The sequence below is a fragment of the Carboxylicivirga sp. genome (assembly GCF_982718395.1).
The window spans coordinates 1-13,168 of the sequence record NZ_CEXQWX010000070.1; the positions used below are offsets into that span (position 1 = coordinate 1).

13 protein-coding genes are annotated in these 13,168 nt (G+C 38.3%); all 13 read right to left on the reverse strand.

The window, feature by feature from the left end; genetic code table 11:
• Nucleotides 1-215, reverse strand: a 215-nt coding sequence (locus tag AC4MRQ_RS13740; protein WP_491198258.1) for a potassium channel family protein, incomplete at its 3' end; no start/stop codon positions are given.
• A 12-nt stretch (nt 216-227) separates the two neighbouring features.
• Complete coding sequence (locus tag AC4MRQ_RS13745; protein ID WP_491198259.1) at nt 228-572, reverse strand: S-adenosylmethionine decarboxylase; 345 nt, start codon at nt 570-572, stop codon at nt 228-230.
• Between the two features lie 9 nt (nt 573-581).
• Nucleotides 582-2,135 carry a polyamine aminopropyltransferase gene (locus tag AC4MRQ_RS13750; protein WP_491198260.1) on the reverse strand — a complete coding sequence of 518 codons (1,554 nt, stop codon included), beginning with the start codon at nt 2,133-2,135 and terminating at the stop codon, nt 582-584.
• Nucleotides 2,136-2,204: 69 nt separating this feature from the next.
• Nucleotides 2,205-3,074, reverse strand: a complete 870-nt coding sequence (locus tag AC4MRQ_RS13755) for a DUF350 domain-containing protein (RefSeq protein WP_491198261.1) — start codon at nt 3,072-3,074, stop codon at nt 2,205-2,207.
• A 23-nt stretch (nt 3,075-3,097) separates the two neighbouring features.
• Nucleotides 3,098-3,916: a hypothetical protein gene (locus tag AC4MRQ_RS13760; RefSeq protein ID WP_491198262.1), complete on the reverse strand. Its 819-nt coding sequence runs from the start codon at nt 3,914-3,916 to the stop codon at nt 3,098-3,100.
• 55 nt (nt 3,917-3,971) lie between these two features.
• Entirely contained in the window at nt 3,972-4,517 is a 546-nt protein-coding gene (locus AC4MRQ_RS13765) for a DUF4178 domain-containing protein (protein ID WP_491198263.1), read from the reverse strand.
• Between the two features lies 1 nt (nt 4,518).
• Complete coding sequence (locus AC4MRQ_RS13770) at nt 4,519-5,220, reverse strand: PspA/IM30 family protein (RefSeq protein ID WP_491198264.1); 702 nt, start codon at nt 5,218-5,220, stop codon at nt 4,519-4,521.
• Nucleotides 5,221-5,227: 7 nt separating this feature from the next.
• Complete coding sequence (locus AC4MRQ_RS13775; RefSeq protein ID WP_491198265.1) at nt 5,228-5,623, reverse strand: type III secretion system chaperone family protein; 396 nt, start codon at nt 5,621-5,623, stop codon at nt 5,228-5,230.
• Between the two features lie 119 nt (nt 5,624-5,742).
• Nucleotides 5,743-7,197: a TlpA family protein disulfide reductase gene (locus tag AC4MRQ_RS13780; protein WP_491198266.1), complete on the reverse strand. Its 1,455-nt coding sequence runs from the start codon at nt 7,195-7,197 to the stop codon at nt 5,743-5,745.
• A complete protein-coding gene (gene coaD, locus AC4MRQ_RS13785; protein ID WP_491198267.1) occupies nt 7,198-7,668 on the reverse strand; it encodes a pantetheine-phosphate adenylyltransferase in 471 nt (156 codons plus the stop codon).
• Between the two features lie 144 nt (nt 7,669-7,812).
• Entirely contained in the window at nt 7,813-9,255 is a 1,443-nt protein-coding gene (locus AC4MRQ_RS13790; RefSeq protein WP_491198268.1) for a glycosyltransferase, read from the reverse strand.
• A gap of 13 nt (nt 9,256-9,268) precedes the next feature.
• A complete protein-coding gene (locus AC4MRQ_RS13795; protein ID WP_491198269.1) occupies nt 9,269-10,897 on the reverse strand; it encodes an ArnT family glycosyltransferase in 1,629 nt (542 codons plus the stop codon).
• A 3-nt stretch (nt 10,898-10,900) separates the two neighbouring features.
• Nucleotides 10,901-13,120, reverse strand: coding sequence for an amino acid permease (locus AC4MRQ_RS13800; protein ID WP_491198270.1), 2,220 nt, complete (start codon nt 13,118-13,120; stop codon nt 10,901-10,903).
• Between the last annotated feature and the right edge of the window lie 48 nt (nt 13,121-13,168).

Here is a 13,168-nt window from a genome sequence, read left to right on the forward strand (position 1 = left end):
CCTAAAATAATAAAAACGCCTATTACCTTACCAACGATTGTAACCGAGTAAAAATCGCCATAACCAACTGTTGTAAGGGTCACAATTGCGTACCAAAAAGCATCAGTAAGTGACTTAATATTTGCTTCGGCACTGCTCTTTTCAACATAAGAAATAATGTAGATTAATACCAGGTATAAAATACCTCCGATGATCAAACCCGATTTCTTCTTCATATTCGATCTGGTTTAGCGACTATACTCTTCAATTTGTTTCTCCCACTTCACTTCTTGTTCAAGCTGATTACAATAACTCTGAAAAACTTCTGTTTTTTCAGGATTACAACTGCTCAGCTCGATGTAACACCAACCACTTTCGGCGAAGCTATGCAAAGCTAAATGTGATTCTGCCAATAGCCAAAATGCCGTAAAGCCATTGAGCGGAAAATGATGCTCGTTATAGTTGAGCACCAGAAATTCAGCATCTTGCAACGCTCCATCAAACAATACCTTTAAAGTATCCGGATCAATCAGTTTAATCCAACCTTTTAAGCTAAAAATCTTTGGTGCCAATTGTTTAGGGTCTATTTCCATCTCTTTCAATTAATACAAATCCCAATTCCCTTTTAAATAATATTTATAAAGTACAGGATCATGTATGCGGTTAACCTTCACTGAATCGTTGAATCCCGGATAGATATCTTTTCCGAATGAAGTCAATAGCTGCATTGCTTCATTATTAATCCACTGCGTTTCTGTATTAGCATATTCCAGTCGCTGTAGTGTACTTTTAAGGTCGATGCTTCGTTCGGTTTTAACTCCCAAAGACCAACCCCATTCGCCAAGTGTAATCACCTGGTTATGCATTGCTTGCGTTTCAAAACCTGCTTCGCGCATTGTTCCAACAATACATTTAAAGGCTTTGGTGGCAAAATACGGGCTACCGGCTTGCGTAACCAATACGCCTTCCTGCCGGAGATGCTTATGGCAGGTTCGATAAAATTCGGCAGAATAAAGGCGTCCCAATTCCACTGTACGCGGATCGGGCAGATCAATTATAATCACGTCAAAAAAGTCTTTTGATTGATCGAGAAAATTATAACCATCAGCATTGATTACCTCCACCTTCGGATGATGCATTGACTGCTTATTTAAATCTAATAGTACCGAATGTTCCAGTCCAAGGTTAGTCATGGCCGGATCAAGATCCACCAGCTTGATGCTTTTCACACTCTTGTATTTCAATATTTCGCGGGCTGCACATCCGTCTCCTCCACCAAGTATCAGCACATTTTCAGGATTAGAATGCAAGGTCATAGCCGGATGCACTAGTGGTTCATGATACATCACTTCATCCATGGTACACAACTGCTGATTTCCGTTAAGGTAAAGCCAGTAATGATCTTTCCATTGAGTAATGACGATACGCTGGTACTTTGATTGCTCAGAATAAATAACCTTGTCTTTGTATTTTTGTTGTTCGCCAAACTGAATTATTGGATTCGCAAAATAGGCACCAGCGGGAATCGTAATCAGTATCAATATAACGGCAGCTTTCAGCCACATTTGAAACCTCGACTGTATGCGCTTCCTTAGAAACAAATATACTCCAACAGCAACAGAAAAATTAACAATGCCTAATAAAAACGGCGTATAAGTCAATCCCATTATTGGTAATCCGACGAAAGCAAAAAAGACTCCTCCCAGCAAACTGCCGTAGTAATCATTTTCCAATACATTGGAGATATTCACCCTTAGTTCCTCATACTCATCATTAATACGCATAACGAGTGGTATCTCCATACCAATAAAGGTACCGATGAGCATACAAAAGCCATAAATAAGAATACCCACAGAAGCGGTGTATGCCGATGCCGTATACACAATTAATGGTGAAAATGAAACCAATAGTGAAAGTGAGAATTCCAAAATCAGGAACTTCTCGATTAGTTTGGTTTGAAATAATTTACTAATACGACTACCGACTCCCATTGTAAACAACATGGTGCTTACAATCATAGCCCATTGAAAAATGGAATCACCAAGAAAATAGGTTGCTAATGTCGAAAGAAGATACTCGGCAACTATACCGCTAAAACCGGTGGCAAAAATGGCTGCCTTAAGAATGGCCGAATATTTGTTCTTGATCTTAATCATGCAATAATCGATCCGACAGATTTAAAAATAAAAGGATACCGAATCCATGCGATATCCCTTAAGAAGTTTTTACAAACACCAGGTAATCAATACCGAGCCACCCACATATGCGAATGCTTCAATAATTGCTGCCCCAATGTTTGGATGCTCCTGGTTAATAATTTCGTCGGTCAGACGCTGACCCGGCAACAGGATTTTATCGGTAAGAAAACGCATCACTGGCAGTAAAATTATACCAAGTGCCAATTCAAATCCGGCCTCCATAAAAGTATAGCCCCATGAATCTAAATCGCCCATTAATGCATGTCTGATGAGGTTGGCAATAGCAATTAATGCCCCGGCAAAACCAACACCAACAGCCACATTGTCTTTTTCAATATGCTCATGCACATCATAGGGAGTGATGAACTGATAAACAGCTGCCGCTATAAATAAAGCAACTTGTCCGGCCAGCCAGAATATAACAGCCGAACTTACTCCTTGCACAAGATTGCCACTTTCTCCGGTTACAGCTCCAAAAATGATTAAACCCGAAGCTATTGAAACAGCTCCCTCAATCACACCTGTACCGGCATTTCTGTCTTCTATAATTTCCTTTTTAACACTAAAATGACGTAATATCACTTTATCATTTAACCAGATGGAAAGGTTAAGAAGTATAATGGCCAATATACCATAAACGGCAATGTCCTGTATGTCTAACAACAGACCTCTCGTTGGACCAACAATGGCACTACCGATGGCAGCCAATAAGCCAATAAAATAGCCAACATGGGCAAATGAAAAAGCAAGGTTGTCTTTCTCAACCAATTCTTCTTTTACATTAAAATCGCGATGAACCAACTGGTAAGCCAGCTTTCCTAAATAAAAAATTACGAAACCCACAGCAATATAAACGATGGCATCGTATAAAATTGTCGATATATCTGAAAATGTCATGTTAAATACTTTTGCTAATGTTATTATTTGCCATATCCTCCACTGCGGCTTCGTGATGAACTACTACTGTATCTCGACGAACTTCTGCTGTTCCGGTTACTATATCTGGAGCCTGAAGAATAAGAACGGGAAGTGCTGGAGCTGCTTGATCGTGCAACCTGGCTTCTGACATTTTGCTTAAACGAAGATGGCTTAGAACCCCAGTTACTGCTTTTCCCGCTTCCTGATGCTGTATAGGATTTAGTGCCATAGATATCTCGTCCTGATGGTCCGTAATAAGGACGTGATCCATAATAGCCACCTCTATAATAGTCATCATAGTAAGAACGTCGGGCAGGATAAGCCATCAGGTTAAACATAGACGACATAAAAGCATATTGTCCGTAAAACTCCCAAAAAGATGTGCCATTTCTTTCTCTCCATTGACCATACTTTTCATTACCAATGTAATGGTTATATCCGGCCGGACTGGCTTGTTTTGATACTTTTCCATCCTTTTTAGATACAATCTCCATCCCCATGTTATTCACATTAGTCGCAAAAAAGGCGTCAGAGACATTTTCCCAACCTGTTTCTTCTGTTAAAATTGTATCTGGTCGTTCGATTAAAACATTATACTGATGATAATACTTACCATCACGAGCATCCATATCCAAAAGTATAATGGAAAAGTTTTGCTCACTATTTAGCTTCTTAATCAGGTTATCAACAGGTGATTTTTCCCAGGAGCTTAATGTTGTTGTACTGCTACTCGTTCTTCTGTTAGAACGATTATTACAGGTTTTCAGAACAAAAAAACCAATAATAAAAATGATAATAATTTTTGCAATGCCGTTACTCATAGTTATCTGGTTATAGTTAATTTTTTATTGAAAGTAATATCACGATCCGAATGACTTATTTATCTTCAGCAGGCAGTATATTCGAAATCTCAAATTCTTTTACACTGATACCAATGGATGCTTCAAACTCTTTCTCATCCCATTGTTCAATACATAACAGATGTTTGCCTTCTTCATCTTCAAAATCCCAAGAACGGAATTCCTCCCAATTATCTCCTTTGGTAATGTCATGAAAATAGCCGGCTGATTCTTTTTCAAGGTAATAATCAACACCATCAAAACTAATTTTCTTTGGTGGCTTTTGATTGTTCATTAAGGTCTCGGGAAGATCCGATGCAATGGCTCGTATCTTTTTCTTTTTCATGAGCGAAAGCTGAACACCATCATCTTCTTCCAGCCCCAAAAAACAAGTTTCGTTACCATTACTTACTTTAAACTCTCTGGTAAAGTAATTGTCACCCCAATCGTATTCAAAGATGGCCTCCACAATCCAGGTTGACAAGTCATATTCAAATACAAAACCAACATCCAGGTCCTGAACCCGGATGTTGGTACTATCGTAATGTGACTCTTTCTTCTTAAAAAAATCGAATAACCCCATCTTAATTCTTCTTCAACTTAGCTTTTAATTCTTCTAAAGAGTTGGAAGCAGCTACCTGATTATCGGAAAGAACATCATCAATCTCATCATCAATGCTTTTGTTTTCCATACTTATTTCTCCATAAGCTTCAGCCATTGCCTCTTGCTGGGCCACCTTTTCTTTCATCTTTTCAAGCATCGAAACGGTACCTGAACTATCAATGCCGCTTAGCTGCTTATTGATCTTTTGTGTTGCACTACTGACACGAGCACGTGCTTTGAGTGTACGCAGCTCGTTCTCGTAACTCGAAATTGAGCTTTTTAATTTCTTTACGTTTTTATCTAAAGTAGCAATATTGTTGTCAAAACGTGTTACTTCTTCCTGTGCTCTGCCAGCAGCCTGAAGTGCTTCTTCCTTACGGGTTAAAGCTTCGGTTGCCAAGCGGTCAGCTTCGGCCGGCTCTATCTCACCTTTTTCAGCCTTACCTAATAGCAAAATAGCTTTTTGTTCATAATTGGCCGCTTTTGACATATTATCGCTCAGATCTTTCTTACTCCTTATAGCCAAAGCTTTCACTTCTGCTAGTGCCTGAAGACTTTTATCCAAATCCTTTTTTAAATCGCGAATACCCTGTTCAGTCATTTTGATTGGGTCTTCCAATTTATCTACAACGGCATGTGCCTCTGCTTTACCAACTCTAAAAAGTCTGTTAAATATACCCATGGTGTTTTTAAGCTTTTGAGAAATTAATTAATTCTTCAGAATATTCTGAAAGTAGTAGTTTGAGTGAATTAATACTTGCTTCCAACTCATTTTGGTCAAGTGTTTCCAACTGAAGTGTATCTCTGAAAATCAGTTTACGACCTGACTCATCAAGCACGAATGCACCGTGCACTATTTCACGATTCTTGATTAATAGAGACTTGTAGATTTCTTCCGATCCTTTCTCCAATTCAATTAATAATCCTTCAATAATGATTATTGAATCTTCGCAGTCAATTACTAAATTTGAAATACCATCTTCTTCCTGGTTAATTACCAGTATCTCTTCGTTCACATCTTCTGAAATAATTTGATATTCAAGATTAAGAAGATATTCTTTTACTTTTAAGAAATGTTCACTCATTTTATAGTCGTTTGTTTAATGGTTATGCAATCTAACAAATATAGCAAAAAGAAGCTTTCATTTGGATTAATTAGGTTGAGCTGCAATTCTTAATTACTTCTAAGCACAACCATAATATTTTAAAAATCATAGATACTCTTTTGCTTTGGCTGTTCTCTGCGCAACTGCTCATAGTTATAACGTCGCTGGGCTTCGATAAAGATAGGTGTAAAGCTTTCACTTGGTGATGGAGAAGGCGATATCAACAGATTTTGAGAAGGGTCTATTACAAAATAAGTTGGTAAAGCTTTAATCCGATAGTCCAAAGCCACTTTGGGCATAGCCGCAAAATGGAGAAAGTCCCATTTGTACTTATTGTCTTTCACTAGTTTTTTTGCGGCTGAAGGGTGTTCATCCATTATCACGGTTACGATGGTTATCTCACGGCGTAGTTGTTTCGACAGCACATTGAGCAACTGTAAATCCTGCTTACAAGTATGATTGCTGGTATGCATAAAATTCAGATACACAAACTTACCTTCATAATCGTCTAATGAGCGCTCTTTACCATCGAGTCGATATAGTGTAAACTGTGGTGCTTCTGTTCCAATGCGAAGCCAGGTCACTTTTTTATGCAAGCCGTTTGCAATATCTTTAATACGAAGTGTTGTTCCAGTATTTTTGGCTTCCTCAAATAATTTTATAATCCGATCCTGATTGTATCGTCCTGAATAGAAGGCGTCGTAACAACCTTTCAGCAGTACTAACTCAGCGAGTTCTGCATTAGCAAATAAAGTATCCTTCTGCAAAACCATTGACAAGCTATCAAATGAGGCATCCTTGGCGTAAGCATCCCGTAAATCATTACCCTTAGGCGATGAAAAATAGCTTGTAAAGAAACTTTTAAACAATGTATTAAATATCTTTTGAAAAGATGGCATGAACATGTGAACAGGTTCTCCCTTCATAGCTAAATACATTGCTTTTCGCTTGTTTCTCTTATAGGCTAAGTTTAGCAATTCACCATAAGCATATTGTTTGTATTTCTCGAAGTAAACTGATTCAGAAATAAACTCCTCATCCAGCTTTTGAATAATGTTATTGGCTGTTCTCACATCGCCTTTCGAAAACAAACTAACCGCATGGGTATTATACTGATGAGTCAGTTCTATGTCGAAATCAGTAATTAAGCGGTTCAATTTCTGAGCTTCGCCATTGGCAATTCCCAGCTCTATATCCTCAGGAATAAAATAGGGATTGAAACGATCTGCATCGCTACGTGGTTCAAAAGGTGGAAGTACTAGTTCATAACTTTTCCCAGGTTCAAAATAGATACCAGCCCTGTATCTACCCATATCAATCTTGGCATAAACAACGGAGCTAATCTCTACACTTTGCTCAAAATGACCGTCCTTCTGCACACTGATCACCATCAGATCAGCCATTTCCATTGAGATGGGATTGATTACTTTTTGCACCACCAAGTGATATCCGGCATACTCAGGAGCATGCCCTTTCACAATTACCATTTGCGGTTCCTGTGCTGTTAACCAGCTGACATTCACATAAAGTAGTACAAGAGTAAGCCAGCGCATTTACAAGTATTTTTGAATATTGATTTTTATAGCATCTGGCAAGAACTGACCTGCATCACCACCGTGTTTCACGATATCGCGTACAATTGAACTATTCACTGGAGTATGTTCAGGAGTTGTCAATAAAAATACGGAGTCGATACCACTCATGGCTTTGTTAACCTGGGCAATGGCTCTTTCGTATTCAAAGTCGGCAGCCGTTCTGATACCGCGCAATATATGTGTACACCCAATTTCTTTGGCAAAATCAACCGTTAAGCCTTCATATTTTTCAACGCTAACTCTTTTATCATCCACAAACACATCTCTGATCCATGCCATCCTGTCTTCTAAAGGGAAAAAATCATTTTTATTGGAATTGTATCCAACTGCTATGATTATTTTATCGAATAAGCTCAACCCCCTGCGAACTACATCTTCATGGCCTACTGTGAACGGGTCAAATGAACCCGGAAAAATCGCTGTTTTCATTTTCTGCTATTATTGTTATTCCCTCTACCTTATTTATTTTTAATCAACCTGAATTGTGCAAAAAAGCTTAAATTAATCAGCTAGCACAAGAACGTAAAATTTGAAAAAAATCAGCGCTCGCGCAAGACTTCCAACTGTATTTCTCTACCAGAACTTAATTTTACCTGCGGCAAAAGCCGACATACGCAATAAAATAAATCCATGGCTAAAGCGCGATATATTAGTATCACCGTACTTTCTCTCACGATAACGTATCGGTAAATCAACAATTTTCAGGTTTAGTTTATATGCTCCAAACAGCAGGTCGAAATCACCAAAAGGATCGAACTCTCCAAAGAATGCTCGATTCTTCGCCAGTTTCATGTAATCAGTTTTAAACATCACCTTTGTGCCACAAAGAGTATCTTTAATAGGTCGTTCCAAAATCCAGCTAAATAAGCGCGAGAAGAAATGATTTCCTATTGTATTTAAAGTACGCATAGCATTCTTCTCCATTGGATAAACAAGCCTTACCCCGTTAATAAACTCACCTTTACCACGAGTAATAGCGTTATAAAACTTTGGTAAATCTTCTGGCGGTACTGTCAGGTCAGCATCCAAAATCATTAGAATATCACCTTCAGCAGCTGCATAACCTTTTCGCACTGCGTCACCCTTCCCTTTTCCATCCTGCTGCAATATCTTTATCCGGTGTGTCTCTTTATACTTTTCGGCCATTTTCTGAATGGTCTCCCAAGTATCATCGGTCGAATTGCCCTCTACAAAAATCAGTTCGGTAAATTGTCCCATTTGCGGTGTTCGCTGAATGGCCGCTTCAATATTACCACTTTCATTTCGGGCAGGAACCACTACTGATACCGAATATCGACTATCCACTTCTTCCTGACTAAGGCGTCGCGGATAGGGGCGTGCAAATACAAACTGGTTAAGACCGAACAACTGAAAAAATGGCAGACGAGACACAAAACGGTTTAATATCCAGGAAAGTATCGGAATCCGATAAGGCATCAACATACTCCTGTTCTTCTTATATGTATCAAAACCAGCCAAATATAAGAGGTTGGCAATATCACCCGTAGATAGCCAGTTTTGCTCAGGCGTACGTTTTTTAATTCGTAACCATTCTGCCAATCGAATAATTGGTTCCCAAAAGCGATTGTAATAGGTTACGATAATACGCGTTTGCTCATGACATACCTTTCTAAGCTCATTAAAGACCAGCTCAATATCATCAATCACACCTAAAAGGTTGGATAGTATTATTACATCAAACTTTTCATCCAGCTCAATATTCTCAGCCTCCATCAAACGAAAGTCCATATCAGGAAACTGTTCTTTGGCCTGATTAAGAATTGGTTCACAAAAGTCTATTCCCACTTTATGTCGACCATTAACAGCTGCCAGCAGTTCTCCTGATCCACATCCAATCTCCAGCACGGAACTTTCTTCATGGATATAATAGTTGCAATAACGTGTGATTGAATCCCAATAGTAACTTCTTTTTTTACGATACTTTACCCAATTACCTGATCGTGATACAAAATATTGACGTCGTTCTTCGTTAGCTTTCATCTTCAATTTTTCCATTTCTATACTCAGCTTATTTAGCTGCATTATAATCCACCCGGAACAAATAAGCCGGCTCAACTTTTCCAATCTGGTGCTCTAACTTAAATATTTCGGGATATTTTTTTGATATGATATATAAATATCGATGAATTGTATTAATGGTTTGACCGTTATTAACGGCCGGATTTTTTCTAAGACTAGCCATGATAACATGTGTTACTTTTTTATCCTTCAACCGCTTTAGTAAGGCATCGGGATTATCCGAATCATAACGATAGATGCCATAGAACTTTTTCCCGTTGGCATAAATCCTTGCCATATTGGGTTTGCGAACAGCAACATAAGCATCTGCCGGTAATTCCTTGCCCGCATATTCGGTCATCGACAGGTAATGTCGCCAATCATCAGTATAACCTTCATACAAATCACCTTTCAGGTTTTTTCCTAAAGTAATCAGGTCAACTTTTGAGAATGACTGTATAAGAACACTGCCTGTGCAAATCACAACAAGAAATAAGGCTGAACGAGGTATCCACTTACCTTTCTTTTCTTTAGCAAGTTCAAATATGCCAAATAGTAAAACCAGAATCATACTACTAAAAAATGGAACTATTAGTCTATATTGATCCCATATTTTTTGAAGTACAATAAAGGTCATTCCGAGCATTATAGCTGTATAGATGGCCGTAAACAGTATGTATTTATTCTTCTTGAAAGCTTTGTAAGTTCCCCAAAAGAACAAGGCATATAACAAAATGGTTAACCAACCATTAATCGATTTAAGTTTTAATGATTTTAACCCAACCATCTGTAAAAAGTGTTTGGACAAGTATAGATTAGAATTATCCACAAACCGGCTTACAAAACCTGAAAACGTTTCTTTTCCTTTATCAAGCTGGTAGGGGTGTTTATAAATCAATGTGTTAGCTTGACCGCTATCGAAAAAACCATTGTCCCAAATAATACTTTTAGCAACAAGAAAAATCAACATTAGGGCAATAAAACCACCTAAAATAATTGCAGTCTCTTTATAACGTTTCTGAATAGTCAGAAAAAGAAAAACAGCAACTAATGCGCCAATACCAACTGTACGCGTCAGATAGGCTGAGACAATTGCTAAGCTTAGCAAGAATAATTGTTGCCACTTAATATGGCCAGAATTATCCTCAATCAGACTGTATACTATCGCAAAAACAGGTAACTGAATTAGTATAAAGAGTGCTTCGCTATAAGTTTGACTACTAAAGTAAATGTATTGACTACTCAGACTAGTGATCAGCAATGTGCTAAAGAGTAAGGTAAAACTAATTCTCTCACGATACACACGGTAAAAAACCCATAAACTAATAACCATCAGGAGCAGTGATGTCATTTTAAGCAGTCCCAGTTTAATGCCAAAAACACCAACAAACAAGGATAGAAAAATCGGATACAAAGGACCTTGAAAAGATGGATAAGATCCTGCATTTATAAAATTCAAAGCCCTAATGATATAAGTACTATCATCACCTCCCTCACTTACTCTGAGATTAAACAGGAGTAATGACATAAGGGTGAATACACCAATAATTAAACAGATAACTTTTTTCTGGTGATTTGAAACCCAATCTTCAACTTTTGTCAGAATATCAGTATTAGTTTCAGCAACTTTTTTTCCCATTTTCTATATGTCCTTTTTATGAGAGGTATTAACAAATAAAACGTTGCTCATGTCGCCGTAATCAATCAGGATGTCAGGATTCTCACGAACTGCTTCAGGTCTAAAGCCAACAATTGCCAAATCTGCATCTGAACTCTGCTCCATAATGACCTCATGCCTGGTTTGGGTGCCAGTCATTGGCAGGAACTTAACATTAGACGGAGAAATTGGCAGACGTCCTTCCTGAATTAGTTCCAGTAAGCGTTTCCGCTGCTTCTCCACCTGACTTTCGGGGAAGATGGCATAAATCTTTATCACCGCATTTCGCCATTCGGGATGACCGGAAATAATGTAAGCCAGCAATATCATCAGGTTGGCATTCCTGAAATCGTGAGCACTGATCCAAACATGAATTTCACGCTTGTAACCAAAGCCTTTATAAGATGAATTCAAAACGCACACATCAAATCCCGTAGCTTCAAACAACTGGTAATTATCCAAAGCATGCTTCAATGAATCCGGATTATTGCGTGAGAATTCGAAAAGAATCAGGTTATTGCCCTTCCCGCTAATACCTGATAACTGAATTACCTGCGCAATAGCTGAAGTATATGACGGACTTATAATGGTATCGAGATATAAACGGCTTTTGCTGCCTTCTGACTGATGGATTAATCTTTTTAATACATCCTGAGATTCAATATGTGTGTCTTTATTCAGGAAACCTTTAATAAAATGAATATAGGTCCCGAATCCATGTTTATAACATACCCAACGCAACAGGTCAAAAGCCGCCTGTCGCTTAAATGAATCTTCTGAAACGCAGATTGCAAATGGTCTCCAATGCCGCTCTTGTTCATCTTTATTTGCACGTTGAACAAAAATTTGTATCTGCCTGCTTAGCTGGAAAACAACTCCTTTAAACAGCTTTTCCAAACCATGCCTTTCAGGATTTGAGACAGTGATGAAATAATATGTGATTGCCATCATCAATGAGGCCAAAGCAGCATAGGCCCATTTCATTTGAAACATTAACCAAAATGACAACAAAGCTCCAATTAGTGAGAAGTACCAGTGATTGTACTTAAAGGTTGGGCGATATGAGGGATCAGCTGCAAAATGTTCTAAAAACGATATGAGGCAAATAAAACCATAGGTAATCATAAAGAACATCGAAATAATTTCAGCCACAAAATCAACATCACCGATAATGATAAAAAAGAAAGCAATAATGATAGTGATAACGCTTCCATTAATCGGTTCATTGTCAACTTCTCTTCCTTTGGCAATCCAGTTATTAAAATTATCGAATGGCATAATGCAATCGAATCCTATGGCTTGTAGAGTCCGCGGTGCCACCAATAAAGAACCAATTGCCGATGACAAACAGGCAGCTGCTAATCCAATTGGTATAATTGGTCCCCAAACAGCCACTTGTGACATGATAAGTTGGTCCTGTTGCATGGCTTCAGGTGTGGCTGAGGATGCCAATTTAAAAGCAACAATAATATAGATAATCATTCCAACTATTGTAGCCAGTAAAGTTCCTTTTGGAATGGCTTTCTTTGGATCCTTTAAATCACCTGAAAGACCAAGACCAGCAGCTATACCAGTAAATGCAGGGAATATAATTGTAAATACCACAAAGAAGTCGTCGCTACCATTTACAGTATTATTAAATGATAACTGAATTCCCTCCTCAATGGGGTTACCTGCCAGAAAAAAGAAGATCGACAGAAATAACAATGCCACTACGCCATATAATGCTTTCATACCAATATTTGCCCCACGTAAAATTACGATCACAGATAAGATCGACATCAGTACCAATGTGACTATCTTCTTAAATAGATTCGCATCCATATCGAAAGGAAGAAGTGGAATCAGAGGATCAAAAGCTTCACCAAAAGCAATAATATAAAAGGCTACACTAACAGCCTGAGACAGGTATAAAGCCAGGCCAATTGCCCCTCCAATATTTAAACCAAAGGACCGGGAAATAATATAATAAGCTCCACCTCCTTGCACACGTTGATTGGTTGCAATCTCGGCTACTGCTAAAGCTGTGGGTACTGTAACAACATGTCCAATAATAATTATGGCAATGAGTCCGCCCAGTCCAACATTGGCTAAAGCATATCCAAAACGAAGGAATAATATTGCACCAAGAATGGTGGAAATTGCTGTCATAAATACAGCCATTGCACCAAAGCCGGCATTAGGGTTTGTTAATGATTTCCGCATAACTTTTTAATCAATCCTAACAAACCTAGTATTTTTAATTGTCACCCC

What these genes read in the sequence shown, in the direction of transcription:
- AC4MRQ_RS13790 (WP_491198268.1), bottom strand. Translation starts at nt 9,255, where the DNA reads ATGGAAAAATTGAAGATGAAAGCTAACGAAGAACGACGTCAATATTTT.
- AC4MRQ_RS13750 (WP_491198260.1), bottom strand. Translation starts at nt 2,135, where the DNA reads ATGATTAAGATCAAGAACAAATATTCGGCCATTCTTAAGGCAGCCATT.
- AC4MRQ_RS13795 (WP_491198269.1), bottom strand. Translation starts at nt 10,897, where the DNA reads ATGGGAAAAAAAGTTGCTGAAACTAATACTGATATTCTGACAAAAGTT.
- AC4MRQ_RS13760 (WP_491198262.1), bottom strand. Translation starts at nt 3,916, where the DNA reads ATGAGTAACGGCATTGCAAAAATTATTATCATTTTTATTATTGGTTTT.
- AC4MRQ_RS13765 (WP_491198263.1), bottom strand. Translation starts at nt 4,517, where the DNA reads ATGGGGTTATTCGATTTTTTTAAGAAGAAAGAGTCACATTACGATAGT.
- AC4MRQ_RS13780 (WP_491198266.1), bottom strand. Translation starts at nt 7,197, where the DNA reads ATGCGCTGGCTTACTCTTGTACTACTTTATGTGAATGTCAGCTGGTTA.
- AC4MRQ_RS13800 (WP_491198270.1), bottom strand. Translation starts at nt 13,120, where the DNA reads ATGCGGAAATCATTAACAAACCCTAATGCCGGCTTTGGTGCAATGGCT.
- coaD (WP_491198267.1), bottom strand. Translation starts at nt 7,668, where the DNA reads ATGAAAACAGCGATTTTTCCGGGTTCATTTGACCCGTTCACAGTAGGC.
- AC4MRQ_RS13775 (WP_491198265.1), bottom strand. Translation starts at nt 5,623, where the DNA reads ATGAGTGAACATTTCTTAAAAGTAAAAGAATATCTTCTTAATCTTGAA.
- AC4MRQ_RS13755 (WP_491198261.1), bottom strand. Translation starts at nt 3,074, where the DNA reads ATGACATTTTCAGATATATCGACAATTTTATACGATGCCATCGTTTAT.
- AC4MRQ_RS13770 (WP_491198264.1), bottom strand. Translation starts at nt 5,220, where the DNA reads ATGGGTATATTTAACAGACTTTTTAGAGTTGGTAAAGCAGAGGCACAT.
- AC4MRQ_RS13745 (WP_491198259.1), bottom strand. Translation starts at nt 572, where the DNA reads ATGGAAATAGACCCTAAACAATTGGCACCAAAGATTTTTAGCTTAAAA.